Here is a 24,387-nt window from a genome sequence, read left to right as displayed (position 1 = left end):
GCTTGACCTCAAGTTTGGTTGAGGTCGCAGGGTGGTGTGCATCGACGTCCGGCGGAGGCTGCCGGCGTCCGACGTTCTGAGGAGGACGTATGCGCGCCGTTGTGCTGCACGAGTTCGGGCCCGCCGAGAACCTGACGTACGAGACCTGGCCCGACCCCGTCGCGGGGCCGGGCCAGGTGCGGATCGCCGTACGGGCGGCCGGGGTGCACCACGTCGAGACCGTCATGCGCAGCGGCGCCGCGAGTGACATGGCGCCGCCGCTGCCCGAGCTGCCCGCCGTCTTCGGGGGTGAAGTCGCCGGAGTCGTCGACGCGTTGGGGCCCGGCGTGGATCCCGCGTGGCTGGGGCGGTCCGTCGTGACCCCGCGCAGCGAGCCCGGCGGGTACGCCGAGCTCGCGGTGGCCGACCTCGCGCAGCTGCACGAGGTGCCGGACGGGCTCGGGTACGAGGCCGCCGTGACCATGGTGATGACCGGGGCGACGGCCATGGGGCTGCTGGACGTCGCGCGACTCACCCCGGACGACGTGGTGTTGGTGACGTCCGCCGCCGGGGGCGTCGGGCGGCTCGTGGTGCAGTACGCCGGTGCCGTCGGGGCGGTGGTGATCGGCGCCGCCGGCGGGCCCGAGAAGGTCGAGGCCGTCTGGGGGCTGGGTGCCGATCTCGCCGTCGACTACAACGAGCCCGGCTGGGCGGACGTCGTGCGGGAACGGCTCGACGGGCGCCGGGTGAGCGTCGTGCTCGACGGGGTGGGCGGCGAGAAGTCCGCCGCCGCGTTCGGGCTGCTCGGCGACGGCGGGCGCCACGTGGTCATCGGCTGGTCCTCGCAGGAAGGGTTCGAGCCGGACGCGGAGGCCGTGGCGGAGCGGCGGATCTCCGTCACCAACGCACTGGTGCAGCTGATCGAGCACCCCGAGAACGGCCCCGACCAGCAACGACGGGCTCTGGAGGCCGCCGCCAAGGGGGAGTTGGTCCCCGCGGTGCAGACATTTCCGCTGGCGGACGCGGCGCTGGCCCACGCGGACATGGAGCGGCGCAGGACCACGGGGAAGGTCGTTCTGGTGCCCTAGCCCTGTTTGCTGGCGACGCCCTGATCCTGCTTGAGCAGGGTGGCCAGGCGGGAGAGGCCGTCCGCCGCGTGGCCCTCGGCGATCGCGCGGTCCAGGAGACCCTGGAGCGGCCTGAAGAGCTCGTCGCTGACCCCCGCCTGGGCGTACGCCGTAAGGAAGTTGGGGAGCGCGGCCTGGTTGATCCCCAGGGACGAGACGTCCGTGAGGTGCTGCCCGGAGTCCAGCGCATCGGCCATGCCCGGCACCAGGCCGTCCGTCATGGCGTTGACCCACTCCCTGAGCAGCGGCGCGAACGCGCGGGCCGGTACGCCCGCGCTGCCGATCAGCGCGTACGCCTGGACCACGCCCATCACCATGCCGTACATCCCGGTGAGCAGGGACAGGTCGTACAGCGCGGCGTCGCCGGGATCCCCGCCGACCCACTTGGTGGCGGCGAGCGCTTCCAGCGTGGGGCGGTGCGTGGCGTACGCGGCTTCGTCCGTGCCGCTGTAGAGGATGTACGCGCCGGGCGTCCCGATCATCTGGGGGACGGCCATGATGCCGCCGTCGATGTACGCGATGCCGTGCGCCGCCGCCCAGTCCGCCAACTCCCGCGCCTGGGCGGGCGTTCCGTTGGTGAGGTTCACGAGCGTGCGGCTCTTGAGACGGGCCGCCTCGGGTTCCAGGAGGCCGCGGACGTCGTCGTTGGTCGTGAGGCAGACGATGACGAGGGGCGCGGCCCGGACGGCGTCCTCCGCCGTGGCGGCCGGGGTCGCGCCCTGCGCCACGAGGGGGCCCGTCTTGGCGGCGGTGCGGTTCCACACGGTGGTGGGGTGGCCCGCCTTGAGGAGCGCCGAGGCGAGCGCGGAGCCCATGAGGCCGAGGCCGAGGAGGGCTACGGGGGAATGGGCGGGCAGTGCGTTCTGGGGGTCCTGTGGGCTCTGGGAGTTCTGTGCGGGCATGGCTGTGGAGCTCCGATCGGAGGCGTGGGGTGGGAACGCCTTCGATCCTTGCCGGGTGCGGGGAGGCGGACAAGTACCGACTTTTTTGTGCGTACTTACCGGGAGGTTGGTGAGGGGCGCCGTGGACGCGCGGGTCCCGGCGTCCCAGGGCGGTGTTCCAGGGGGGTGCTGGTCCCGCAGGTCACGGGGGCGGAACCGTTCCGGCGTTCCAGATCGGCCGGGGTTCCTTGTGCGGGCCGGAACGGGGCTGTTTGGCTCCTGGCCATGAAGTTCACGCGCACCACGACACGCTCGGTCCGCACCGGGGTCTCCCTTGTCGCCGTGCTCACGCTCGCCGCGTGCAACAGCGACGACGGCATGGGCGTGAGGGACGCTTCGGCTTCGGCTCCGGTGGACACCGGCGGCAAGGCGGCCAAGTGCCGCTCCGGCGCGCTGGAGATCATGGCGTCGGACACCACCGTCGGCGGCGACCCCGACGGCATGGTCACGGTGCGCCTGACGAACGGCGGCGGCCGGGACTGCGCTATCTCCGGGTACGCGGACGTCGGCCTGCGGACCGGCGAAGGGTGGCTCTCCGCGAAGCGGAGCGGTAGGAGGGGTGACAGCGGTGCGTGGACGAGCGCGGACGTCCTCAGGGACGGGGAGTCGGCCGAGTTCGGCATCACGTACCCGCTCGACGAACCGGGCGGCTCCGGTGTCCGCGTCACGGGGCTTCTGGTGACCGTGCCGGACGAGACGAGGGCGGTCACCCTCGACTGGCCCGGTGCGGCCACTCTCCCCGCCACGGAGGGGCCCGGAACCCAGGTCAGGGTCCACCCGATCGAGAAGGTCGCCTGACCCGGCGACCTCCCCCCAAGCCGCCCCCGGCCTCGTCCCACCCCCGTACGAGGCCGGGGGCTTCGTCGTTCCGCCCCTCAGCGAACGGAGCCGGTCAGCGCGGCATCACCACTGCAGCGCGTCGGACGCCGACGTCTGCCAGTACGTGACGTACGCCGAGTTGTCCACGTACACGCCGTCCTGCGGAAGCGTCGCCGCCGCCGAGCCGCCCACGCTGCCGTTCATCGCGCGGTTGGCGAAGTGGACGCCCAGCTTGTGGGCCTGGTAGCCCTCCGAACCGTCGGGCGATGACGTGCCGATGGCCGCGTACGCCGTCTGGCCCGGCTCGAGCGTGACGACCGCCTGGGGCGTGCTCTCGTCCAGCCACGGGGTGGCCGCCTGCCCGTCGTCGAAGCGGAGGAACGGGGCGCCGTACGCGTAACAGGTCTTCGTTCCGGTGTTCTTGGCCTTCAGGAGCAGGTGGTTGAGGGGGCGGTCGACCTCCTCCACGGTGACCTTGGTGACGGCCGCGGTGCAGGTGACCGGCGCCGCCTTGGCGGCGGGGGTCGCGGCCGACGCGGCGCTGCCGAGCGCGGTGAGCGAGAGCGCGGCGGTGAGGGCGGCGGCAGCGGCGGTGGCCTTGGTGGTGAGTCGCATGGCTGATCTCTTTCGGTGTGATGCGGGAGACGCGAGCCGCGCCGGGGGACTCCCCGATGCGGCGTGCTTGTATGGCCACAGCTTGTGCGGGGTTCTGTCCCAGCGGCCACTGTGGGACGGCAGTTGGGGATGCCGGGACATCAGGGCGGCAGTGAACTGCGACGACCCCGTTCCATGGAACGGCCGGATGGAATGGGAGAGAGCGTGGGGGCGGGCGATCTCGCGGACTTGCTGCGAGAGCTGAAGGAGAGGTCGGGGCTCAGTTACGGGGCGCTGGCCAAGCGGTTGCATGTGTCGACGTCGACGCTGCACCGCTATGTGAACGGGTCGGCCGTACCGACGGAGTTCGCTCCGCTGGAGCGGCTCGCCCGTGCGTGCGGGGCCTCGCGGGAGCAGATGGTCGAGGTCCACCGGCGGTGGATTCTGGCCGACGCGTCGAGAGGCGACCGCAAGGAGGGGGAGCCGTCCGCTCGCGGAGCGGCCCCTGATCCGGTGAGGGCCCCGGCGGCGGGTGCCTCGGCTTCGGGCGGTTCGACTTCGACTTCGACTTCGACTTCGACGGACTCGGACTCGGACTCGGGCTCGGACTCCGCGGCTTCGGCACCCGACGAGGCGCCCGACATCGTTATCGGCCCGGCCCGCGCCGCGGTGGGCAAGCGCGGGGGCAAGCGCGGGGGCAGGCGTCCGACCAGGGCGCGTGTGCTCGTCGCCGCCGGTGCCGTGCTCGCGCTCGGGGCCACCGCCGTCGCCGTACAGGCAGCGTCCGGTGACGGAGACCGTGACCGCGACGGCGACCGCGCGGCCGTCAACTCCCCGAGTCCGTACGGCGGTGAGCGCGAGCGGAGCCCGGACGGCGCCGGGTCCGCGTCGCCCTCCGCGAAGGAGTCCGGGAAGGGCAAGCAGGGCGAAGAAGGGACGGGCTCCGACAAGTCGGAGGACGACGGCAAGGGCGTCGGGGGCGGGACCGGAGGCCCCGCAGCCGGGGACGGCGGCAAGGGCGGGACCGTCACCGGCAAGGGCGCCCCGGTGACCGTATCCGTCCAGCCCCAGTACTGGGCCGAACCGTGCGGGCACCCCTACCTCGTCAACAAGGCTCCCGGCACCCTCTCACCGCCTCCGAACGAGCAGGACGCCGCCAGCTGGGTGTCCGCGAACGGCGCGGTCTCCGCCCGGGACCAGACCGTGAAGCTGACGGTGCAGGGCAGGGGCAAGGAAACCGTCGTCCTGGAGTCCCTGAACGTCCGCGTCGTCGGAACCAGCGCACCGCTCACGTGGACCAACTACAAGATGGGTTACCTCGGTGTCGGCTGCGGAGGCAACATCCCCCAGCGCTCGTTCGCCGTCAACCTGGACGCGGCGGTGCCCCGCCCGACCCCGCTGGAAGGGGACAGCGGCTTCCCGTACAAGGTGAATTCGAGTGACCCGGAGGCGTTCTTCATCGACGCCACCGCCAACACGCGCTACGTGCGCTGGTACTTGGAGCTCGACTGGTCGAGCGGAACCCGGCGCGGCACGGTGCGCATCGACGACACGGGCAAGCCGTTCGCCACGAGCGGCGACAAGGGCCGTCCCGTCTACGGGTTCTCGCTCAACAGCAAGAAGTGGACGAAGACGAACCGCGACAACGACGACGTGCCGGACCCGCCGGCGTAGCGGCGGGGGTGCGTCCGTATCCCGGAACAGTGCATGTAAGTGGCATGCAGGTCCTTACGCTGCCGGAAAGCAAAGGAGCCGCAGATGACCGTCACCGACGCCCCCGCCCCCGTCCCCACCGGCCAGTCCCAAGCCTCGGCCCCCGTCCCCGCGTTCGCGGCCCGCGCCGCCGCCGTCGGGGGCTCGCCCGTACGGGACATCCTCGCGGTCACCGCCCGCCCCGAGGTCATCAACTTCGCGGGCGGGCTCCCCGCGCCCGAGCTGTTCGACGCGGCGGGGGTCGCCGCCGCGTTCCAGGCGGTCCTGACGGGGACGCCCGGGACGGCACTGCAGTACTCCACCACGGAGGGCGAGCCCGCTCTCCGTGCCGCGATCGCCGGCCGGACGGCGGCGCGCGGTCTGCCCACCGACGCGGACGGCATCATCGTCACCACCGGCTCGCAGCAGGCGCTCTCGCTGCTCGCGACGGCACTCGTCGAGCCCGGCGACACCGTCCTCGTCGAAAGCCCCTGCTATCTGGCGGCACTTCAGGCGTTCTCCTTCGCCGGGGCGCACGTCGTCGCCGTACCGGGTGACGACGAGGGCCTCGATCCGGCCGCGCTCGACGGACTCGTCGCCGCGCACCGGCCGAAGCTCCTCTACACCGTCCCCACCTTCCAGAACCCGACGGGCCGCACGCTGCCCGCCGGGCGGCGCGCGGAGATAGCCGCCGTGGCCGCCCGGCGCGGGCTGTGGATCGTCGAGGACGACCCGTACGGGGAGCTGCGGTTCGAGGGCGAGCGGGTGCCGTGGATCGCGACGTACCCCGGGGCCGAGGACCGCACGGTGCTGCTCGGCAGCTTCTCCAAGGTCATGGCGCCCGGCCTGCGCCTCGGCTGGATGCGAGGACCCGCGACGCTGCTGCGGGCCTGCGCCATCGCCAAGCAGGCCGCGGATCTGCACACACCGACCGTCAACCAGCTCGCCGCGGCGCGGTACTTGGCGGACAACGACCTCGACGCGCACGTGGCCCGGGTCGCGGGCGCGTACGCACAACGGCGCGACGCGATGCTCGCGGGGCTCGGCGCGTCGCTGCCCGAGGGGTCGAGCTGGATCCGGCCCGCGGGCGGCATGTTCATCTGGGCGAAGCTGCCCGAGGGGTACGACACCACCGCGTTGCTGCCGGAGGTCGTCAAGCACGATGTGGCGTACGTTCCCGGGGCGCCGTTCTACGCGGGGGAGCCGGATGTCGCCACCCTGCGGATGTGCTTCGTGACGCAGACGCCCGGGGAGATCGCGGAGGGGCTCGGGAGGCTGGGGGAGGCGCTTCGGGGGTAGCCGCGGGCCGCCCCCGGCAGGGCTGGGGCCCCGCACCCTTACGGGCTGCGGGGCCTCACCCCGTACGACGACGGGTACGGACGGTCAGAGGCGCTCGGGCGTCCGGATGCCCAGCAGGGCCAGGCCCTGGTGGAGCGTGCGAGCCGTCAGGTCGCACAGGAACAGGCGGTTCTCCGCGACTTCGAGGGCCGGTGCGGGCTTGATGACCGGGCACTCGGTGTAGAAGGTCGTGAAGAGCGACGCCAGGCGGTAGATGTACGCGGCCAGCTTGTGCGGCTCGTACTCCGTCGCCGCCTCGGCCACGACCTCGCCGAACTGGTCGAGGTGCAGGCCGAGCGCCCGCTCCGCCGGGGCGAGTTCGAGCTCCGGGTGCGCCACGGCCGTGCGCTCGCCCGCGTCGCGCAGGATCGACCGGATGCGGGCGTACGCGTACTGGCTGTAGACGCTCGTGTCGCCGTTCAGCGAGACCATCTGGTCCAGGTCGAACTTGTAGTCGCGGGCGGCGGACGTCGACAGGTCGGCGTACTTCACGGCGCCGATGCCGATCTGCGCGCCGTTCTCGACGATCTCCGCCTCGCTCAGGCCGATCTTCGCGTTGTTCTTCTCGCGCACCACGGAGGTGGCCCGGTCGACTGCCTCGTCGAGGAGGTCGATCAGCCGGACCGTCTCGCCCTCACGGGTCTTGAACGGCTTGCCGTCCTTGCCGAGGACCGTGCCGAAGCCGAGCTGGTGGGCCTTGACCTCGTCGGTCAGCCAGCCCGCCCGGCGGGCCGTCTCGAAGACCATCTTGAAGTGCAGCGACTGCCGGACGTCCACCACGTACAGCAGGGTGGTCGCCTTGAGGTCGCCGACGCGGTTGCGGATCGCGGAGAGGTCGGTGGCCGCGTACCCGTAACCGCCGTTCGACTTCTTGACGATCAGCGGGGTCGGGTTGCCGTCCGGGCCCTTGACGTCGTCGAAGAAGACACAGAGCGCGCCCTCGGAGCGGACCGCGACGCCGGTCTCCTCCAGGATGCGGCAGGTCTCTTCGAGCATGTCGTTGTAGCCGGACTCACCGACGATGTCGGGGTCGGCGATCTGCATGTCCAGCTTGTCGAAGACCGAGTAGAAGTAGATCTTCGACTCGTCGACGAACCGCTGCCACAGCGCGAGCGTCTCGGGCTCGCCCGCCTGGAGGGCGACGACCCGGTCCCGGGCGCGGGTCTTGAACTCCTCGTCGGAGTCGAAGAGCACGCGGGACGCCTTGTAGATCTTGTTGAGGGAGGACATCGCCGCCTCCCCGTCCACGCTCGCGGCGTCGCCGTGGTCCAGCTCCGACGGGTGCTCCAGGAGGTACTGGATGAGCATGCCGAACTGGGTGCCCCAGTCGCCGATGTGGTGGCGCCGGATGACGCTCTCGCCGGTGAACTCGAGGATCTCGACCATGGCCGCGCCGATGACCGCCGACCGGAGGTGGCCGACGTGCATCTCCTTGGCCACGTTCGGCTGGGCGTAGTCGATGACGGTCGTCCCGGCGTTCTCCTTGTACGGGACGCCGAGCCGGGCGTCCGCCGCGCGGGCCGCCAGGGTCTCGACGATCGCCCGGTCCGTGACCGTGATGTTCAGGAAACCGGGTCCGGAGACCTCGATGTCCTTGATCAGGTCGGGCGCGGTGATCCCCGAGACGACCTGTGTGGCCAGCTCCCGCGGGTTGCCCTTGAGCTTCTTGGCGAGCGCCAGGATCCCGTTGGCCTGGTAGTCGGCCCGGTCGCTTCGTCGCAGCAGCGGGTCGGCGGAGCCGGCCTCCGGCAGGGCAGCCGAGAGGGCGTCCGCGAGGCGCTGGTGGACGGAGGCGGTGAGGGACGTGACCGAGGCCATGAATGGGTGCCGTTCTGCTCGGGTGCCTGGTTGCTGGGGGTCGAGAAATTCGAGTATCCCACGGGGTGAAAAGCGGTTTTCGCGGTTACGGGTCGACCTGGGAGAATGACTCCGTCAAGCGGTACTCACGTAGAAGAAGAGTGGAAGAAGAGAGGCGTGCCGATCGTGGCTCAGAGCACCGATACCACCGACTGGGTCTCCCGCTACGCGGACGAGGTCATCGCCGAGTCGGAGCGTCGTGCCCCGGGCAAACCGGTCGTCGTCGCCTCCGGGCTCTCGCCCTCGGGGCCGATCCACCTGGGCAACCTCCGCGAGGTCATGACCCCGCACCTGGTCGCCGACGAGATCCGGCGGCGCGGGCACGAGGTCCGCCACCTCATCTCCTGGGACGACTACGACCGGTACCGCAAGGTCCCGGCCGGTGTCCCCGGCATCGACGAGTCCTGGGCCCAGCACATCGGCAAGCCCCTCACCTCCGTGCCCGCCCCGGCAGGTTCGGCGTACGCGAACTGGGCCGAGCACTTCAAGGCGGCCATGACCGAGGCGCTCGACGAGCTGGGTGTCGAGTACGACGGGATCAGCCAGACCGAGCAGTACACCTCGGGCGTCTACCGCGAGCAGGTCCTGCACGCGATGAAGCACCGCGGTGACATCGACGCGATCCTCGACCAGTACCGGACCAAGAAGGCGCCCGGCAAGAAGCAGTCGCAGAAGCCGGTCGACGAGGCCGAGCTGGAGGCCGCCGAGGGGTCCGGCGCCGCGAGCGAGGACGACGGCAGCGGCGGCGGGAGCGGGTACTTCCCGTACAAGCCGTACTGCGGCGCGTGCGAGAAGGACCTGACGACGGTCACGTCGTACGACGACGAGAGCACCGAGCTTTCGTACGTGTGCGCGGAATGTGGGCACAGCGAGACGGTCCTGCTCAGCGAGTTCAACCGCGGCAAGCTGGTCTGGAAGGTCGACTGGCCCATGCGCTGGGCGTACGAGGGCGTCATCTTCGAGCCGAGCGGCGTGGACCACTCGTCTCCCGGGTCGTCGTTCGTCGTCGGCGGGCAGATCGTGCGCGAGATCTTCGACGGCGTGCAGCCGATCGGGCCGATGTACGCGTTCGTGGGCATCTCCGGGATGGCGAAGATGTCGTCCTCGAAGGGCGGTGTGCCGACTCCGGCCGACGCGCTGAAGATCATGGAGGCGCCGCTGCTTCGGTGGCTCTATGCCCGTCGCAGGCCGAACCAGTCCTTCAAGATCGCCTTCGACCAGGAGATCCAGCGTCTTTACGACGAGTGGGACAAGCTCGACGCGAAGGTCGCCGACGGGTCCGTGCTGCCCGCCGACGCCGCCGCGCACTCGCGTGCGGTGCGTACGGCCGCGGGTCCGCTGCCCGCGACCCCGCGTCCCCTTCCGTACCGGACGCTCGCGTCCGTCGCGGACGTCACGGCGGGCGCCGAGGACCAGACCCTGCGCATTCTGCGGGACCTGGACCCGTCGGACCCGATCTCGTCCCTGGACGAGGCCCGGCCGCGGCTGGACCGTGCCGAGAACTGGATCACCACCCAGGTTCCGGCCGACGCGCGCACGATCGTGCGTTCGGAGCCGGACGCCGAGCTCCTCTCGTCGCTGGACGACGAGGGCCGCGAGTCGCTGCGGCTGCTCCTTGAGGGCCTCGACTCGCACTGGTCCCTCGACGGGCTCACGCACCTGGTGTACGGCGTGCCGAAGGTGCAGGCAGGGTTCTCCGCGGACGCCACGGCGAAGGAACTCCCGCCGGAGATCAAGGTCGCGCAGCGGTCCTTCTTCGCCCTCCTGTACCGGCTCCTCGTGACCCGGGAGACGGGGCCGCGCCTGCCCACGCTGTTGCTCGCCGTGGGCGCGGAGCGGGTCCGCAAGCTACTGGGCGCGTAGCGCTCGCGCTTGGCGTTACGTGTAAGGGGCGCCGCCCAGCTCCATGGGCGCCGCCCCTTTCGCGTGCCGCGGACTGGACTGCCGCTTCGCGGCAGAGTTCTCCCGCCCACCCGATTGCCCCGGGGTGCCGGGTGGGCGGGTGGGAGACATCCGCCGCGAAGCGGCGGGTCTGTGTGGTGGTGGGGGGGAGCGTGGAGGCGCCCAGCGCATAGCGGGCGCCGGCGGATGGGCGGTGCCGGAATCGCTGCCCGGCCGATGGGCGTCCGCAACGTGGTGGGGGAGGGGAAGCTTCAGTCGCCTGCATCGTTTGGATTACTCCGGGATCCGTCCCGGGCAGGACGAACGGCGCTCAGGGGCGAGTGATCCTGGACGTATGAAGGAAATCATCTCCATCGTCGGATGGGTCGTCGGGATTCAGGGAGCCCTCGGCGCGGCCGGGCGCATCTTCGGGGGCGAGTCGTGGGGCCTCCTCCACAAGTGGTGGGACATCCCCACCCCCGGCTACCTCGCCCTGTTCGTCGTGGGCACCGCCCTCGCCGTCTGGGGCGAGAGCAGCAAGAAGCGCGCCCGCAGCAGCGGTTGAGCCACCGGGCCCCGAGCGCCGCTACGCGCTGTACTCGGAGTCCAGCTCCTCCTGGTAGCGCCCCCGGAAGTCACGCAGGTACGGGCGCAGCGTGCTCTCCGCGGGAGGGCCGCCCGCCTGGCCGGTGACGCCGTACAGGTCCATCAAGTAGAGGCCGAACTGCCGGGCGTTGGGGTAGTCGCCCAGCTCGCTCACGTACTTCCGGAACGCCACGAAGTACGCCTCCTCGCGGGACACGTCGTCCGGCAGCCCGGGGATGTCATCCGGAACCGGCAGCTCCTCCGCCGCCTCTTCCACCTGCTGGGACGCCTGCTCGGCCATCTGCTGGGCCATCTCGGCCTCCTCGCGCGGACCCGGGATCAGATGCTGGCCGCTGAGGGGCCGGGTGCGGCCGGGCGCGCCCGAGGGGACCTGGAACGCGGGGTCGACCTCCGCCTGACCTGCACGGTCCTGCTCGTCGAAGTACGCCTGTTGCTGCTCCAGATACTCCTGCTGCTCGATGTAGGCCTGCTGCTCGGCGTACGCCTGCTGGTCCGCGTACCACTGGTCGTGCGGCTCCTCAGGAACGTACGAAGGCTGCTGAGCCGCGAACCACGGGCTCACATGCGCACCCTCGGCCTCCTGCGCGGGCTGCTGCCGGCCCTGGCCCTGATCCTGCGGCTGCGCGTGCTGCACCTGCGGCTCGGCCTCCAGCTGCGGCGCGGGCGGCGCCACCAGCTCCGGATGCTGCGACTGCTGCGCATCCCCGGCCACCGGCACCGCCGCCTGCACAGGCACCGGCGCCGGCGGAAGCAGCGCCGGCTCGATGCCCGCGGCCGCGAGCCCCGCGGGAGCGGTCTCCGCGAGCGGTACGCCGAAGCGGGCAAGGCGCAGCGGCATCAGGGATTCCACCGGGGCCTTGCGGCGCCAGTTGCGGCCGAAGCGGGCCTGGAGGCGGGCCTGGTAGATCAGGCGGTCCTGTTCCAGCTGGATGACCTGCTCGTAGGAGCGGATCTCCCACAGCTTCATCCGGCGCCACAGCTTGAACGTCGGCACGGGCGAGAGGAGCCAGCGCGTGAGGCGTACGCCCTCCATGTGCTTGTCGGCCGTGATGTCCGCGATCCGGCCCACCGCGTGCCGCGCCGCCTCGACGGCGACCACGAACAGGACCGGGATGACGGCGTGCATGCCCACGCCCAGCGGGTCGGGCCAGGCCGCCGCGCCGTTGAAGGCGATCGTCGCCGCCGTCAGGAGCCAGGCCGTCTGGCGCAGCAGCGGGAAGGGGATGCGGATCCAGGTCAGGAGCAGGTCCAGCGCCAGCAGGACGCAGATGCCCGCGTCGATGCCGATCGGGAAGACCGCCGAGAAGCTGCCGAAGCCCTTCTTCTCGGCCAGCTCGCGTACGGCCGCGTACGACCCCGCGAAACCGATGCCGGCGATGACGACCGCACCGGCGACGACCACGCCGATGAGTATTCGGTGCGTGCGTGTCAGCTGCATCGCGGCCACCCGCGAACCCCTCCCTGTTCGGTTTGTTGCGAGCGACAGCCTGGCACACGCATGCGGAAGCCGGTGTGCCGGTACGGCAGGAGCCCGGCCCACCAGGGGCCGGGCTCTACAACTGCCTTGACTGCGCCGCGAGTTGCGCGCTTGACGCGCGCCGCGCTTTACGCGCCCGGCGTCAGCTCTTGGTCTTGGAGCTGGACTTGGAGCTCTGCTTGGAGCTGGGCTTGGAGGCCTTCGAGCCGTCCTTCGAGTCGTCCTTGGGAGCGGAGGACTCCTTCGACTTCGAGCCGTCGTCCGTGCCGCCCGCGCCACCCGCCTTGTTCGCGGAGACGACCGCCTCGGAGGCCTCCTTCGCGGCCTTCTCGGCGGCCTTGGACAGGTCCTTCGAGCTCGGCGCCTTGTCGCCCGCGAGGCCGGCGCCGTTGTAGTCGATCGTGACGACGGCGTTCTCCACGCGCGTCACGACCGTCTGCTGCTTGAAGTTTTCCTTGTCCTTCTTCAGGTCGTAGTGGACGACCGTCGTCTGGTCGCCCATCCCCGGGACCGGCTCCGTCTTGACGCTCTTCGCGCCCTCCGTCGCCTGCGCGTCCGCGACCTGCTTGGCGAAGTTGTTCTGCGCGCGCTTGGCGCCGCTGCCGAGCGAGGCGTCCGAGTCGAAGCGCATCAGCGAGACACGGAGCCAGCGGAACTGCGAGCCGTCGACGCCGTTGTTGTCGAGGCTGTCCCAGGAGCAGGTGCCACGCGCCGACGTGTCGTCGGACGTGCCCGCCTTGCCCGACTTGTCCTTGGCCTTCGGCACGAGGTCCTCAAGCGTCTTCTTCGACAGGACCTCGCAGGGCTCGGGCAGCTTGCTGAACGCCGCCTTCTCCACACTCGCGGCCTTGTCCTTGCCCGGGGCCGAGGCGGAGGCCTTCGAGCCCGAGTCCTTCTTGGCCCCGTCCGAGCCCGAGTCCGAGTCGGAGGAGCAGCCGGAGGCAACGAGGATCACCGGTACGGCGGCTGCGCAGGTGAGTATGCGGGTGAGTCGCTGTGCTGGTCGGTGCATGGTTCCTTCACTCAAGTCACTCAAGACGGCTGTCGTCGGTTCGATGGGCCACGGTACGCCGTGCCCGACGCGGACGACTCCGCTTCCGGACAGCCGGTGCCCCGTCCGAACCTCCGCTATTCGCTGAACCCGTCGGCCAGCTTTCCGGCCAGTTCCTGCGCCTTGTCCTGCATTTCCTTGCTGTCCGGGATCTCCGTACGACGTCCCGGCTGCTCGTCGTACTCGACGGTCACGATGACGTTCGACGTGCGGAACACCACAGTCACCGTGCGGTGCCGGGTCGCGGACCCGGAGGTCGTGAGCCCGTCGTCGAGGAAGGCCTCGTCGCCCAGGTCGTCGAGGATGCGGGGCTCCAGGCCGGGCGCCGTGACGGCATTTTCCGGAGAGCCGCTTGAGCCGGAGGCACTGGAGTCGCTGGAGGCACTCCCGCCCGCGTCGCCCTTGTCCTTGTCCTTGTCCTTGTCCTTTCCGTCACCCTTCCCCGTCTCGGCGCCGTCGGACGGCTCGGGAGCCGAACCCTCCGCGCCGCCCTCGTCCGCGTCACCGGCGGACGGGGTGCCGGAGGGCGCGGCCAGATCCGCCTTCTGCGCCTTCGACGAGTAGACCTCCGTCGCACGGGTGTCATCGCTCACGGAGTTGTCGTACGAGACGACGCGCTCGAAGTCGACGAGCAGATGGTGGGTGGCGTCCGAGGACTCCACCTTCCAGCGGCAGCCCACACGCCGGTCGGTGTCGTACGTGACGGTCGGCGCGCCCTCGTACGCCCTCTCCTGCTGCTCCTCGCCCGGGATCTCCTCGATGCCGGGCAGCATCGAGTCGAGCGTGCCGCGGTCGACCTGGCCGCAGGGCTCGGGGAGGGTGCGGTACTTGCCGGGCTCGGCGGCCGCGGTCGTCCCGCTGGTGTCGCCGGGCTTCGAGTCGTCCGGCTCACCGCCGAGCGCACCGCCGCCCGTGCATCCGGCGAGCAGCGCCGCGATGAGAGCCGCGACGCCTGGTACGTACGCCTTCCGCTGCACCGATGGGCTCCTTCTCGCCGGGGATATTGGGTTGCCGCTGGTGGGCGACCGGTGGACACAATGTGTATCGCACGCGATGCCGTGGATGCCGGTCCGCGATCCCTTTCGTTGACCTTGGCGCCGGTATTTGCGCTTCAAGACTTTCAGCAGTGTTGTTCAACTACGGGGGAATGAGGACGTTATGTCGTACGTGGAGGTTCCGGGGGCAAAAGTACCGATCCGGATGTGGACGGACCCGGCCTCGGTCGAGGATGTCGCACTCCAGCAGCTCCAGAACGTGGCGACCCTGCCGTGGATCAAGGGCCTGGCCGTCATGCCGGACGTCCACTACGGCAAGGGCGCGACGGTCGGTTCGGTGATCGCCATGCAGGGTGCGGTGTGCCCCGCGGCGGTGGGTGTCGACATCGGCTGCGGAATGTCGGCGGTCAAGACCTCCCTGACGGCGAACGACCTGCCGGGTGACCTGTCCCGCCTGCGCTCGAAGATCGAGCAGGCGATTCCGGTGGGCCGGGGGATGCATGACGATGCCGTGGATCCGGGGCGGCTCCATGGGTTCGGCACGTCCGCCTGGGACGACTTCTGGTCACGCTTCGACGGGATCGCCGATGCGGTCAAATTTCGTCAGGATCGGGCGACGAAGCAGATGGGAACGCTCGGATCCGGAAACCATTTCATCGAGTTCTGCCTCGATGAGTCGGGTGCGGTCTGGTTGATGCTGCACTCGGGCTCCCGGAACATCGGCAAGGAACTGGCCGACCACCACATAGGGGTCGCCCAGAAGCTGCCTCACAACCAGGGAATCATCGACCGCGACCTGGCGGTGTTCATCGCGGACACCCCGCAGATGGCGGCGTACCGGAACGATCTTTTCTGGGCGCAGGAGTACGCGAAGTACAACCGCTCGATCATGATGGGGCTCTTCCAGGACGTGGTCCGCAAGGAGTTCAAGAAGGCCAAGGTGACCTTCGAGCCGGTGATCTCCTGCCACCACAACTACGTCAGCGAAGAGCGGTACGACGGGATGGACCTGCTGGTCACGCGGAAGGGTGCGATCCGCGCCGGCAGCGGCGACTTCGGGATCATCCCCGGCTCGATGGGCACCGGTTCGTACATCGTGAAGGGCCTCGGAAACGCGGCGTCCTTCAACTCGGCCTCGCACGGTGCGGGTCGGCGGATGAGCCGGAACGCGGCGAAGAAGCGCTTTTCGACGAAGGACCTGGAGGAGCAGACGCGGGGCGTCGAGTGCCGAAAGGACTCGGGCGTCGTGGACGAGATCCCGGGCGCGTACAAGCCGATCGAGCAGGTCATGGACCAGCAGAGCGACCTGGTTCAGGTCGTGGCCAAGCTCAAGCAGGTCATCTGCGTGAAGGGCTGAAGCCGCGCAGAAGGCGGGGGCAGGGCCATGAGCGGCCCTGCCCCCGCCTTCTGCGTCCGCGTCACAGTTCCCGGTGGACCTTGGTGTTCGAGGCCTGGGCGCGGGGGCGGACCACCAGGAGGTCGATGTTGACGTGGGGCGGGCGGGTGACCGCCCAGGTGATCGTGTCCGCCACGTCGTCCGCCGAGAGGGGCTCGGCCACGCCCTCGTAGACCTTCGCGGCCTTCTCCGTGTCGCCGCCGAAGCGGGTCGTCGCGAACTCCTCCGTCTTGACCATGCCGGGGGCGACCTCGATGACGCGGACCGGGGTGCCGACGATCTCCAGGCGGAGGGTCTCGGCGAGGACGTGCTCGGCGTGCTTGGCGGCCACATAGCCACCACCGCCCTCGTACGTGCCGTGCCCGGCGGTCGAGGAGAGGACGACCACCGTGCCGTCGGCGCTCGCGGTGAGCGCGGGGAGCAGGGCCTGGGTGACGTTCAGGGTGCCGATGACGTTCGTCTCGTACATCTGGCGCCAGTCGGCGGGGTCGCCGGTGGCGATGGTGTCGGCGCCGAGCGCGCCGCCCGCGTTGTTGACCAGGACCGCGACCTTGCGGAAGGCGGTGGCGAACTCGTCCACGGCCGTGCGGTCGGTGATGTCCAGCGCGTACGCCATCGCGTCGTGCCCGGCGGCCGTGATCTCGGCCGCCAGGGCCTCGATGCGGTCCTTGCGGCGGGCGGTGAGGACGACGCGGTAGCCGGCGGCGGCGAGTCCGCGCGCGGTGGCGGCGCCGATGCCGCTGCTCGCGCCGGTGACGATCGCGATGCGGGTGGCGGCGGGCGCGGCGTTCGCGGCGGTCATGGCTGCTCCTTGGGCGTACGTGTGTTCCTGCCTGTCGTCCCGCCAGGATAGGTCGGCTGCCGGATGCCGAGGGGCGCAGGCCGAGGGCCGGAGGCCGACCGGCTAGCGGCCCCGTGGCGCGTACATGATCACGGCCATCCCCGCCAGGCAGATCAGCGCTCCGGTCACGTCCCAGCGGTCGGGCCGGTAGCCGTCGGCGACCATGCCCCAGGCGATGGATCCCGCGACGAAGACGCCGCCGTACGCGGCGAGGATGCGGCCGAATTCGGCGTCGGGCTGGAGCGTGGCGACGAAGCCGTAGACGCCGAGTGCGATGACGCCCGCGCCGATCCACGCCCACCCTTTGTGCTCGCGCACTCCTTGCCAGACCAGCCAGGCGCCGCCGATCTCGAAGAGCGCGGCGAGGACGAAGAGGGCGGCGGAACGGGCGATGAGCATGGGGGGAATCGTGGCATGGGTGCCGAATCCGGCGGGCCTTCGGAAGTCTGCGTCGTACGCTTTCTGTCTGACGCAGATACCTGGAGGAGGGTGGTCCGCCGTGGCCAGCGAGAAGAACGGTGCCGGGGCGCGGCGCGATGCCCTGCTGGACGAGCTGTCCGTCGAGTCGCGGCGCTACATGGCGTCGTATGCCCTCTTCAATCAGGCCGTCGCCGACCACCTGAACCTGCACCCCACCGACCTGCAGTGCGTGAACCTGCTCGGCCTGGAGGAGAAGCCGGTCACCACGGGCCGCATCGCCGAGCTGACCGGCCTCACGACCGGCTCGGCGACGCGGCTCGTGGACCGGCTGGAGAAGGCGGGCTACGTCGTACGGGAGCGGGATGCCGCCGACCGGCGGCGGGTGCTCGTGTCGACGGTGCCGGAGAAGGTGGCGGAGTTCGGGCGGATGTGGGACAAGCTCGGGGGCGGCTGGTTCGCGCTCTTCGAGCGGTACGACGACACCGAACTGGCCCTGCTCATCACGCACATGCGCCGCACCGTGGAGTTCAGTGCGGCGCAGGTGGCGCGGTTGCGTGGCGGGGAGCTGGACGGATAGCGGGCTGAGGGGGCCGGGCGGGGCTCAGTGGTGCTGCTCCGCCTGTGCCTTGCGCGGCAGGAGTCGTACGAGGCCGCAGCAGAGCAGCGTGACGCCCGCGACGACGGTGAGGGTGACGGTCATGGCGTGGGCCGGGCCACCGTCGGCGGTCTTGAAGAAGACGGTGACGACGGTGGCCGCGCCGATCGCGTTGGCCAGCTGCTGCACCGCGCTGAGCGAGCCGCTCGCGCTGCCCGCCTCGTCGGGGGCGATGTCGCCGATGGTGATGTCGTAGACGGTGCCGAAGCAGGTGCCCATGCCCAGGCCGATGATGAGCATGGGCGGCAGCAGGGCCCAGCCGGCGGGGTGGGTCGGGGAGTTCGCGACCAGTGCCAGCAGGTATCCGGTGCCGGTCAGCATGATCAGCAGGCCGATGAGGACGAGCTTGCGGCCGAGTTTTCCGATGAGGCCGTGGCAGGCGATGGACGCGATGACGATGCCCGCGGAGAGCGGGACGAGGCCGAGCGCGGTGTCGGAGGGTGAGCGGCCGAGCCCTTCCTGCAGGTAGAGCGAGATGACGTAGAGCAGCCCGGACACGGCGGCGGAGAAGGCGACGCAGAGGACGAGCCCCGAGGTGAAGCCGCGGTTGCGCAGCAGCGAGGGCTGGATCAGCGGGTTCGGTGCGGTGCGCTGGCGGCGGCAGAAGAGCGCGAAGAAGGCGAGGCCCGCGGCGATCAGCAGGAGGGGCGCGGGGGTCCAGCCGTTCGTGGAGCCCTCGATCAGGCCGGAGAGCAGCCCGAGCATGGTGGCGCCGAGGAGGGCGGAGCCTGCGCCGTCGATCGAGGTGGCGCGGTCACCGGGGTCCTTGGGGAGCAGGCGGAGGGCGGCGATGAGGGCCGCGCCGCCCAGCACGAGGTTGATCAGGAACATGGGCCGCCAGCCGAGGCCGGCGAGGTCGGCGTCGATGAGGAACCCGGCGAGGATGGGGCCGCCGACGGCGGAGAGACCCATGGCGGGGGCGAAGAGGCTGAACGCCTTGCCGATCTCCTCGCGGGGCCAGACCGAGCCGAGGATGCCGAAGCCCTGCGGGATGACGAGTGCGCCGAAGGCACCCTGCGCGAGGCGGGCGACGGTGATCGACTCGGGGCTGAAGGCGAGCCCGCAGGCGACCGAGGCGAGCGTGAACCCGCCGAGACCGAGCAGGAAGAGCCGCCGCCTGCCGTACTTGTCGCCGAGCCGTCCGCCGAGGACGAGGAGCACGCCGAGGGCCAGCGCGTAGGAGGCGCCGAGCCACTGGATGAGGCCGGGGCCGCCGCCGAGGTCCTTGGCGATGGTGGGGGCGGCGATGTTGGTGACGGTGGCGTCCACGAGGTCGAGCACGTCGGCGGCGATGATCACCGCGAGGACGGCCCAGCGTTTTCGGGGGGTGAGCGGGGCGGGTGGGGCGGTGTCCGGTGGGGACGGGGGTGGGGGTGCGTCGTGGGCGTGGGTGGGGGCAGGGGAGTCCATGGGCACGGGAGGGTCCTTCGTTCACGAGGTTCCGGGAGAGCGGGAGAGAGGCGGTACGCAGTCACGGCGGGGCACGGAAGTGTGCGGCGCTGTGCAGAAGCTGCGTCACGCAGATAAATGTGCGGCACGTGGCTCGTACTGTCAAGGCGGTTCGCGGGAGGGGTGTGGCTCGGCGGCTTCCGCTGCGGGTGGTGCGTGCTGTGCGGGGCGTTGTCAGTGGCTCGCCGTACGGTGGCCGGCATGGAGAGACAACGATCTGCGGGTCTGCGACTCGTTCCCTGGTCGGATGCGGACTTCGCGCTCCTTGAGGCCAACAACTCGCCTGAGATGACGGCGCACTTGGGCGGCCCCGAGACGCAGGAGCAGCTGGTGTCGCGGCATCGGCGCTACCTCGCGTTGGAGGAGCGGGGGCGGATGTTCCGGATCGCGCTCGACGGTGAGGCCGTCGGCTCGATCGGGTACTGGGAGACGACCTGGCAGGGCGAGCCCGCGTGGGAGACGGGGTGGGGCGTGCTCCCCGAGTTCCAGGGACGCGGCATCGCGGCGGCAGCCGCGCGCCTGGTCGTCGAGGAGGCCAGAGCCGCGGGGCGGCACCGCTACCTGCACGCTTTCCCCTCCCGCGAGCACCCCGCCTCGAACGGCGTGTGCCGCAAGGCGGGGTTCACACTCCGGGGCGAGTCCGACTTCGAGTACCCGAAGGGGCACTGGATGCGGTGCAACGACTGGAGTGTTGATCTGGGGGAGGGGTGAGGTGGGGGCGAGGGGCCCCGGGCAGGCGTAGGGCGCGGGTGAGGCAGGTGTGGGTCGGAGGCGAGGCGCGGCTGAGGCGGTGGTGAGGCGCCGGAGTTGAGGGCGGGGGCGAGGCGCGGGTGGGGGGCGAGGCAGGTGTGGGGCGAGGCTCGGCTGAGGGGGCCGGGCAGGCGTGAGGCAGGTGGCGGGGCGAGGGAAGGCGGGGGTGAGGCAGGCGTCGGGCGGCGGGTGCAGGCGTGAGCCAGGCGCGTGGCGAGGGAAGGCAAGGGTGAGGCAGGCGTCGGGCGCGGGTGCAGGCGTGAGGCAGGTGGCGGGGCGCGGGAAGGCAGGGGTGAGGCTCGGGTGAGGCAGGCGCGTGGCGCGGGTGAGGCCGGGGTGGGTTACTGCGAGGGGTGCGGCTGGGGGGCGTATGCCGTGGGCGGGACGCCTACCGTGGCGGTGAAGTCCCTGATCAGGTGGGCCTGGTCGGCGTAGCCCAGGGTCGTTGCCAGGGCTGCCCAGTCCACCTCGCGGTCCGCTTCCGCCCGCTCCAGCGCCTCGTGGATCCGGTGGCGCAGGATCAGCCACTTCGGGCCCACCCCGACGTACGCCGAGAACAGCCGCTGAAGTGCCCGGACCGAAAGCCCCGCCGCCTCCGCGAACTCGCCGACCCGGCGGATCCCGCGGTCCGTGCGGATGCGTTCGGCCAGAGTCATGGCGAGGTCTGCCTGCGGGTCGGGTGCGGGCCCGAGGCCCAGCAGGAAGGCGTCGAGTGCCGCCACGCGCGCGTGCTCCTCGTCGGGGGACAGGACCGCGTCGAGCGCACCCTCGGGCACCTCCCCGAACACTTCCTCCAGCGGCAGCAGCCGCCGCCCCGTCCATGCGGACACCGGCGCCGAGGGGGCGAACGGCCGGAAGCCCCCGGGACGGAACTTCACCCCGCAGACCCGCCCCGCCCCCTCCAGTTTCTGTGTGAAGAGGCCGAGCCCGACCCCGGCCACCTCGGCGAACGGCTCCTGCCCGGAGAACCTCTGGAAGACGACGTTCACGGACGGGTGCGGCACGATGTGCGAGGCGTACGGCTCGGACAGGTCCCAGTCGATCAGCCAGTACTGCTCCACATAGGGGTGCAGGGCGGTCGCGCCCGGCGCGAGGCGGCGGAAATCCACGCGGGCGAAGAGCCCGGCGGCATCGACGATGCCGCGGGTGTCCGTGCGCGGCCCGGGAGCCGGTGCGGAGGAAGCGCCGGAGGAAGCGGAGGGAGGGCCGGAGGAAACGGCAGAGGCATCGGCGTCGGCCATGGCTGGATCGTATGCCGGGGTCCCGAAGCCGTGTCGCGTTTTTTCAAGCCAGGGGAGTGGTCGCCGCCCTACGGTCGGACCATGAGTGAGAACAGCACCGCCCACAGTGAGAACAGCATCGCCGACCTCCTGAAGGCGGCCACCACCCAAGCCGTTCCCGTGGTCCGCGCCATCCCCGAGGACCGCCTCGCCGCTCCCACCCCCTGTGCCGAGTACGACGTGAAGGCGCTGGTCAACCACCTCCTCCAGGTGATCGTCCAGTTCCAGGCGCTGGCCGCGAAGCAGAACTCCGACTTCGGTGATTCCCCGGACTACGTCGCCGAGAGCCCCGACTGGCGCGGCCGTTTCGCCGACGAGGCGGGGAAGCTGGTCGCCGCCTGGGCCGCCCCCGGCGCCGAAGAGGGCACCACGGGCGCGATGGACATGCCCGCGAGGACCGTCGGCTGCATGGTGCTGCTCGACCTGACGGTGCACGCCTGGGATCTGGCCCGCGCCACGGGTCAGGACTACGAGCCCGCCCCGGAGAGCAGCGGCGTCGTCGCCGCGCTGCGGGAATCGGTCGCGAACCTGGGTCCGACGGCCCGGAAGATGGGCGTCTTCGGGGAGCCGCTCCCCGTGCCCGAAGGAGCCTCCGAGCTGGAGCGGCTTCTGGCCGAGACCGGCCGGGACCCCCGCTGGACCCCGTAACGCACCGAACCCCGCGACCCCGGGCCCAGGCGCCACCGCCAGGGCCCGGGGGGGGGTGGGGCCTGGCCGGACCCCACCGCGGCGCTCCGGGAATACCCCGCGACCCAGCGCAGTTCCGTAGGTATAGTTGAACAGTCAACAACCTGCGGAGAGTGAGTCAGCCATGCAGTCCGGATCCGGCATGCAGTTCGGGATCTTCAGCGTCGGCGACGTGACGCCGGATCCCACGACGGGCCGCACCCCCACCGAGCACGAGCGCATCAAGGCCATGGTCGCCATCGCGCTGAAGGCCGAGGAGGTCGGGCTCGACGTCTTCGCGACCGGCGAGCACCACAATCCGCCGTTCGTCCCCTCCTCGCCCACCACGATGCTCGGCTACATCGCCGCCCGCACCGAGAACCTGATCCTCTCCACCTCCACGACCCTCATCACCACGAACGACCCGGTGAAGATCGCCGAGGACTTCGCGATGCTCCAGCACCTCGCCGGCGGCCGGGCCGACGTGATGATGGGCCGTGGCAACACCGGCCCGGTGTACCCGTGGTTCGGCAAGGACATCCGCGAGGGCATCAACCTCGCCGTCGAGAACTACGCGCTCCTGCACAGGCTGTGGCGCGAGGACGTCGTGACATGGGAGGGCAAGTTCCGTACGCCCCTTCAGTCGTTCACCTCGACGCCCCGCCCGCTGGACGGCGTCGCGCCCTTCGTCTGGCACGGCTCCATCCGCTCCCCGGAGATCGCCGAGCAGGCCGCGTACTACGGCGACGGCTTCTTCCACAACAACATCTTCTGGCCGCAGGAGCACACCAAGAAGATGGTCGACCTCTACCGCCGCCGGTTCGCGCACTACGGGCACGGCACGCCCGAGCAGGCGATCGTCGGGCTCGGCGGGCAGGTCTTCATGCGGAAGAACTCCCAGGACGCGGTGAACGAGTTCAGGCCGTACTTCGACAACGCACCGGTGTACGGGCACGGGCCCTCCCTGGAGGAGTTCACCTCCCAGACCCCGCTGACCGTCGGATCGCCGCAGCAGGTGATCGAGCGGACGCTGTCCTTCCGCGACACCGTCGGCGACTACCAGCGCCAGCTGTTCCTGATGGACCACGCGGGCCTGCCCCTCAAGACCGTCCTGGAGCAGCTGGACATCCTCGGCGAGGAGGTCGTCCCGGTCCTGCGCGAGGAGTTCGCCAAGAACCGCCCGGCGAACGTCCCGGACGCCCCGACGCACGCCGCCCGCGTGGCGGCCCAGCAGAGTGATGAGGTCACCGCATGAAGCGCATGAAGCTCGTCGTCGTCTCCGCGGGACTGAGCGTCCCCTCCTCCACCCGCCTCCTCGCCGACCGCCTGGCAGCGGCCACCGGACGCCACGCCGACGTCGAGATCCAGGTCGTCGAACTCCGCGACCTGGCCGTGGAGATCGCGCACAACTACGTCACCGGGTTCCCCGGCCCGGAGCTGAGCGCGGCGGCGGAAGCGGTGAAGGGCGCGGACGGGCTCATCGCCGTCACGCCGGTCTTCTCCGCCTCGTACAGCGGCCTGTTCAAGTCGTTCTTCGACGTCCTGACGGTCCTGGACAAGGACGCGGTCGCCGGTACGCCGGTCCTGATCGCGGCGACCGGCGGCACCCCGCGCCATTCGCTGGTCCTGGAACACGCGATGCGCCCGCTGTTCGCGTACCTGCGGGCGGTGGTCATGCCGACGGCCGTGTACGCGGCGTCCGAGGACTGGGGCGCGGACGGCCTGGACGGGCGTGTGGAGAGGGCCGCGGCCGAACTGGCCGGAATCATGCGGCCCGCGCCGGTGCGTGCGGAGGAGCTGATCCCCTTCGAGAAGCAACTGGCGGCGCTCAGGCCCGAGTAGGTCCGGACGCGGGGCTCACGGCCACACGCTCACGGCCACACCAGGCAGTACGCCTGGTGCCCCGCGTCGTGGAGGCGGTGGCTGAAGTCCTGCCATTCGTGCAGCAGTTGGTAGACGTTGAAGGCGTCGCGCGGGCCGCCGCGGTCGGGGACCGTGGACCAGATGAACGCGGCGGCACCCACCGACTCCTCGCCGATGCCGCGCAGCGGGTCGACGACCGTCATGGGGAGTTTCACCACGGCGTAGTCGGGGTGCAGGACGACCAGTTCGAGCGGGGGCACCTTGGACAGGGGTATGCCCTCGATGCCGGTCAGGACCATCGCGGCCACCGTCTCCGGCTTGATCTTCGTGAACATGCCGTTCATGCCGAGCTCGTCGCCCCCGAGCTCCTCGGGACGCATCGAGATGGGTACGCGGGCGGCGGTCGCGCCGTCCGGGGCCCCGAAGTATTTGTAGGTCACCCCGCCCACCCGGCCACTCCTGCTTCCCGCCCGGTCCTGCTCCGTCTCGCCCCGCGCCAAGGCCTCGGCCTCGGCCGCTTCCGCCTCGCGCCGGTGCTTGCCGATCCGCCGGGCACGCCGCGGACCCAGGCCGTCGGTCCCCTCGCCCAGTCCGCCACCGCGATGCATATCTCCACCCGACTGCTTTTCCAGGGCGCCCGCCCCTGCTTTTCTAGGCCTCGCGGCCCCCGCCGCGCAACCCGATCATCGTGTCAGTGACCTCCCCCACGG

Annotated in this window: 23 protein-coding genes; 12 read left to right on the top strand and 11 right to left on the bottom strand. The window is 70.9% G+C overall.

Annotation, left to right across the window (positions count from 1 at the left end; all coding sequences use genetic code 11):
- Nucleotides 1–89 precede the first annotated feature (89 nt).
- Entirely contained in the window at nucleotides 90–1,067 is a 978-nt protein-coding gene (locus tag OG302_RS19175) for a zinc-binding dehydrogenase (protein ID WP_371527899.1), read from the top strand.
- Here OG302_RS19175 and OG302_RS19170 read toward each other — a convergent pair.
- A complete protein-coding gene (locus OG302_RS19170; protein ID WP_371527898.1) occupies nucleotides 1,064–2,008 on the bottom strand; it encodes an NAD(P)-dependent oxidoreductase in 945 nt (314 codons plus the stop codon). The genes OG302_RS19175 and OG302_RS19170 overlap by 4 nt on opposite strands.
- 264 nt (nucleotides 2,009–2,272) lie before the next feature.
- Here OG302_RS19170 and OG302_RS19165 point away from each other — a divergent pair, with 264 nt between their 5' ends.
- A complete protein-coding gene (locus tag OG302_RS19165) occupies nucleotides 2,273–2,845 on the top strand; it encodes a DUF4232 domain-containing protein (RefSeq protein WP_371527897.1) in 573 nt (190 codons plus the stop codon).
- Between the two features lie 105 nt (nucleotides 2,846–2,950).
- On the opposite strand, the gene OG302_RS19160 is transcribed toward OG302_RS19165, so the two are convergent.
- A complete protein-coding gene (locus OG302_RS19160; protein WP_371527896.1) occupies nucleotides 2,951–3,481 on the bottom strand; it encodes a DUF4232 domain-containing protein in 531 nt (176 codons plus the stop codon).
- A 192-nt stretch (nucleotides 3,482–3,673) separates the two neighbouring features.
- Between OG302_RS19160 and OG302_RS19155 the strand changes: the two genes are divergently transcribed.
- Both OG302_RS19155 and OG302_RS19150 read left to right on the top strand, forming a co-directional pair.
- The gene (locus tag OG302_RS19155; protein WP_371527895.1) at nucleotides 3,674–5,134 is read left to right on the top strand and encodes a helix-turn-helix domain-containing protein; all 1,461 of its coding nucleotides are present in this window, start codon (nucleotides 3,674–3,676) and stop codon (nucleotides 5,132–5,134) included.
- 84 nt (nucleotides 5,135–5,218) lie between these two features.
- Nucleotides 5,219–6,451, top strand: a complete 1,233-nt coding sequence (locus OG302_RS19150; RefSeq protein WP_371527894.1) for a PLP-dependent aminotransferase family protein — start codon at nucleotides 5,219–5,221, stop codon at nucleotides 6,449–6,451.
- A gap of 84 nt (nucleotides 6,452–6,535) precedes the next feature.
- On the opposite strand, the gene argS is transcribed toward OG302_RS19150, so the two are convergent.
- Nucleotides 6,536–8,308, bottom strand: coding sequence for an arginine--tRNA ligase (argS, locus tag OG302_RS19145; RefSeq protein ID WP_371527893.1), 1,773 nt, complete (start codon nucleotides 8,306–8,308; stop codon nucleotides 6,536–6,538).
- Nucleotides 8,309–8,464: 156 nt separating this feature from the next.
- On the opposite strand from argS, the gene lysS reads away from it, so the two are divergent.
- Both lysS and OG302_RS19135 read left to right on the top strand, forming a co-directional pair.
- Nucleotides 8,465–10,210, top strand: a complete 1,746-nt coding sequence (lysS, locus tag OG302_RS19140) for a lysine--tRNA ligase (RefSeq protein ID WP_371527892.1) — start codon at nucleotides 8,465–8,467, stop codon at nucleotides 10,208–10,210.
- A 373-nt stretch (nucleotides 10,211–10,583) separates the two neighbouring features.
- Complete coding sequence (locus OG302_RS19135; protein ID WP_371527891.1) at nucleotides 10,584–10,793, top strand: hypothetical protein; 210 nt, start codon at nucleotides 10,584–10,586, stop codon at nucleotides 10,791–10,793.
- 21 nt (nucleotides 10,794–10,814) lie between these two features.
- On the opposite strand, the gene OG302_RS19130 is transcribed toward OG302_RS19135, so the two are convergent.
- The 3 genes from OG302_RS19130 to OG302_RS19120 all read right to left on the bottom strand — a co-directional run bounded on the left by OG302_RS19130 (nucleotide 10,815) and on the right by OG302_RS19120 (nucleotide 14,339).
- Nucleotides 10,815–12,272, bottom strand: coding sequence for a DUF2637 domain-containing protein (locus OG302_RS19130; RefSeq protein WP_371527890.1), 1,458 nt, complete (start codon nucleotides 12,270–12,272; stop codon nucleotides 10,815–10,817).
- Between the two features lie 181 nt (nucleotides 12,273–12,453).
- Nucleotides 12,454–13,323 carry a DUF3558 domain-containing protein gene (locus OG302_RS19125; RefSeq protein ID WP_371527889.1) on the bottom strand — a complete coding sequence of 290 codons (870 nt, stop codon included), beginning with the start codon at nucleotides 13,321–13,323 and terminating at the stop codon, nucleotides 12,454–12,456.
- A 116-nt stretch (nucleotides 13,324–13,439) separates the two neighbouring features.
- Nucleotides 13,440–14,339, bottom strand: coding sequence for a DUF3558 domain-containing protein (locus OG302_RS19120; RefSeq protein ID WP_371527888.1), 900 nt, complete (start codon nucleotides 14,337–14,339; stop codon nucleotides 13,440–13,442).
- Nucleotides 14,340–14,520: 181 nt separating this feature from the next.
- Here OG302_RS19120 and OG302_RS19115 point away from each other — a divergent pair, with 181 nt between their 5' ends.
- The gene (locus OG302_RS19115) at nucleotides 14,521–15,714 is read left to right on the top strand and encodes an RtcB family protein (RefSeq protein WP_371527887.1); all 1,194 of its coding nucleotides are present in this window, start codon (nucleotides 14,521–14,523) and stop codon (nucleotides 15,712–15,714) included.
- A 61-nt stretch (nucleotides 15,715–15,775) separates the two neighbouring features.
- Here OG302_RS19115 and OG302_RS19110 read toward each other — a convergent pair whose 3' ends face one another.
- Together OG302_RS19110 and OG302_RS19105 are read right to left on the bottom strand one after the other, a co-directional pair.
- Nucleotides 15,776–16,555 carry an SDR family NAD(P)-dependent oxidoreductase gene (locus tag OG302_RS19110; protein ID WP_371527886.1) on the bottom strand — a complete coding sequence of 260 codons (780 nt, stop codon included), beginning with the start codon at nucleotides 16,553–16,555 and terminating at the stop codon, nucleotides 15,776–15,778.
- Between the two features lie 102 nt (nucleotides 16,556–16,657).
- Nucleotides 16,658–16,993 carry a YnfA family protein gene (locus OG302_RS19105; protein WP_135335738.1) on the bottom strand — a complete coding sequence of 112 codons (336 nt, stop codon included), beginning with the start codon at nucleotides 16,991–16,993 and terminating at the stop codon, nucleotides 16,658–16,660.
- Between the two features lie 178 nt (nucleotides 16,994–17,171).
- Between OG302_RS19105 and OG302_RS19100 the strand changes: the two genes are divergently transcribed.
- The gene (locus OG302_RS19100; protein WP_371750168.1) at nucleotides 17,172–17,591 is read left to right on the top strand and encodes a MarR family winged helix-turn-helix transcriptional regulator; all 420 of its coding nucleotides are present in this window, start codon (nucleotides 17,172–17,174) and stop codon (nucleotides 17,589–17,591) included.
- 24 nt (nucleotides 17,592–17,615) lie between these two features.
- Here the strand turns inward: OG302_RS19100 and OG302_RS19095 are convergent, their stop codons facing one another.
- Nucleotides 17,616–19,079 (bottom strand): MFS transporter, encoded by a 1,464-nt coding sequence (locus OG302_RS19095; protein WP_371527885.1) that lies wholly within the window; start codon nucleotides 19,077–19,079, stop codon nucleotides 17,616–17,618.
- A gap of 240 nt (nucleotides 19,080–19,319) precedes the next feature.
- On the opposite strand from OG302_RS19095, the gene OG302_RS19090 reads away from it, so the two are divergent.
- On the top strand, nucleotides 19,320–19,829 hold the full coding sequence (locus OG302_RS19090) for a GNAT family N-acetyltransferase (protein ID WP_371527884.1): 510 nt from the start codon (nucleotides 19,320–19,322) through the stop codon (nucleotides 19,827–19,829).
- A 380-nt stretch (nucleotides 19,830–20,209) separates the two neighbouring features.
- On the opposite strand, the gene OG302_RS19085 is transcribed toward OG302_RS19090, so the two are convergent.
- Nucleotides 20,210–21,109, bottom strand: a complete 900-nt coding sequence (locus OG302_RS19085; RefSeq protein ID WP_371527883.1) for a DUF6597 domain-containing transcriptional factor — start codon at nucleotides 21,107–21,109, stop codon at nucleotides 20,210–20,212.
- Between the two features lie 81 nt (nucleotides 21,110–21,190).
- On the opposite strand from OG302_RS19085, the gene OG302_RS19080 reads away from it, so the two are divergent.
- The 3 genes from OG302_RS19080 (at nucleotide 21,191) to OG302_RS19070 (ending at nucleotide 23,656) form a co-directional block, all read left to right on the top strand.
- Entirely contained in the window at nucleotides 21,191–21,796 is a 606-nt protein-coding gene (locus OG302_RS19080; RefSeq protein WP_371527882.1) for a TIGR03086 family metal-binding protein, read from the top strand.
- 181 nt (nucleotides 21,797–21,977) lie between these two features.
- Nucleotides 21,978–23,069: an LLM class flavin-dependent oxidoreductase gene (locus OG302_RS19075; RefSeq protein WP_371750167.1), complete on the top strand. Its 1,092-nt coding sequence runs from the start codon at nucleotides 21,978–21,980 to the stop codon at nucleotides 23,067–23,069.
- 5 nt (nucleotides 23,070–23,074) lie between these two features.
- The gene (locus OG302_RS19070; RefSeq protein WP_371750166.1) at nucleotides 23,075–23,656 is read left to right on the top strand and encodes an FMN reductase; all 582 of its coding nucleotides are present in this window, start codon (nucleotides 23,075–23,077) and stop codon (nucleotides 23,654–23,656) included.
- Nucleotides 23,657–23,685: 29 nt separating this feature from the next.
- Here OG302_RS19070 and OG302_RS19065 read toward each other — a convergent pair whose 3' ends face one another.
- Complete coding sequence (locus OG302_RS19065; protein ID WP_371750165.1) at nucleotides 23,686–24,126, bottom strand: hypothetical protein; 441 nt, start codon at nucleotides 24,124–24,126, stop codon at nucleotides 23,686–23,688.
- Between the last annotated feature and the right edge of the window lie 261 nt (nucleotides 24,127–24,387).

The organism is Streptomyces sp. NBC_01283, assembly GCF_041435335.1.
Taxonomy (GTDB): Bacteria; Actinomycetota; Actinomycetes; order Streptomycetales; family Streptomycetaceae; genus Streptomyces.
Note: the sequence above shows the minus strand (reverse complement) of the source record. Positions and strands in the feature narration are given on the sequence as shown.

Bases quoted from the DNA above. Each gene is read 5' to 3' on its own strand.
- OG302_RS19175 (WP_371527899.1), top strand. From the start codon at position 90: ATGCGCGCCGTTGTGCTGCACGAGTTCGGGCCCGCCGAGAACCTGACG.
- OG302_RS19170 (WP_371527898.1), bottom strand. From the start codon at position 2,008: ATGCCCGCACAGAACTCCCAGAGCCCACAGGACCCCCAGAACGCACTG.
- OG302_RS19165 (WP_371527897.1), top strand. From the start codon at position 2,273: ATGAAGTTCACGCGCACCACGACACGCTCGGTCCGCACCGGGGTCTCC.
- OG302_RS19160 (WP_371527896.1), bottom strand. From the start codon at position 3,481: ATGCGACTCACCACCAAGGCCACCGCCGCTGCCGCCGCCCTCACCGCC.
- OG302_RS19155 (WP_371527895.1), top strand. From the start codon at position 3,674: ATGGGAGAGAGCGTGGGGGCGGGCGATCTCGCGGACTTGCTGCGAGAG.
- OG302_RS19150 (WP_371527894.1), top strand. From the start codon at position 5,219: ATGACCGTCACCGACGCCCCCGCCCCCGTCCCCACCGGCCAGTCCCAA.
- argS (WP_371527893.1), bottom strand. From the start codon at position 8,308: ATGGCCTCGGTCACGTCCCTCACCGCCTCCGTCCACCAGCGCCTCGCG.
- OG302_RS19135 (WP_371527891.1), top strand. From the start codon at position 10,584: ATGAAGGAAATCATCTCCATCGTCGGATGGGTCGTCGGGATTCAGGGA.
- OG302_RS19130 (WP_371527890.1), bottom strand. From the start codon at position 12,272: ATGCAGCTGACACGCACGCACCGAATACTCATCGGCGTGGTCGTCGCC.
- OG302_RS19125 (WP_371527889.1), bottom strand. From the start codon at position 13,323: ATGCACCGACCAGCACAGCGACTCACCCGCATACTCACCTGCGCAGCC.
- OG302_RS19115 (WP_371527887.1), top strand. From the start codon at position 14,521: ATGTCGTACGTGGAGGTTCCGGGGGCAAAAGTACCGATCCGGATGTGG.
- OG302_RS19110 (WP_371527886.1), bottom strand. From the start codon at position 16,555: ATGACCGCCGCGAACGCCGCGCCCGCCGCCACCCGCATCGCGATCGTC.
- OG302_RS19105 (WP_135335738.1), bottom strand. From the start codon at position 16,993: ATGCTCATCGCCCGTTCCGCCGCCCTCTTCGTCCTCGCCGCGCTCTTC.
- OG302_RS19100 (WP_371750168.1), top strand. From the start codon at position 17,172: ATGGCGTCGTATGCCCTCTTCAATCAGGCCGTCGCCGACCACCTGAAC.
- OG302_RS19095 (WP_371527885.1), bottom strand. From the start codon at position 19,079: ATGGACTCCCCTGCCCCCACCCACGCCCACGACGCACCCCCACCCCCG.
- OG302_RS19090 (WP_371527884.1), top strand. From the start codon at position 19,320: ATGGAGAGACAACGATCTGCGGGTCTGCGACTCGTTCCCTGGTCGGAT.
- OG302_RS19085 (WP_371527883.1), bottom strand. From the start codon at position 21,109: ATGGCCGACGCCGATGCCTCTGCCGTTTCCTCCGGCCCTCCCTCCGCT.
- OG302_RS19080 (WP_371527882.1), top strand. From the start codon at position 21,191: ATGAGTGAGAACAGCACCGCCCACAGTGAGAACAGCATCGCCGACCTC.
- OG302_RS19075 (WP_371750167.1), top strand. From the start codon at position 21,978: ATGCAGTTCGGGATCTTCAGCGTCGGCGACGTGACGCCGGATCCCACG.
- OG302_RS19070 (WP_371750166.1), top strand. From the start codon at position 23,075: ATGAAGCTCGTCGTCGTCTCCGCGGGACTGAGCGTCCCCTCCTCCACC.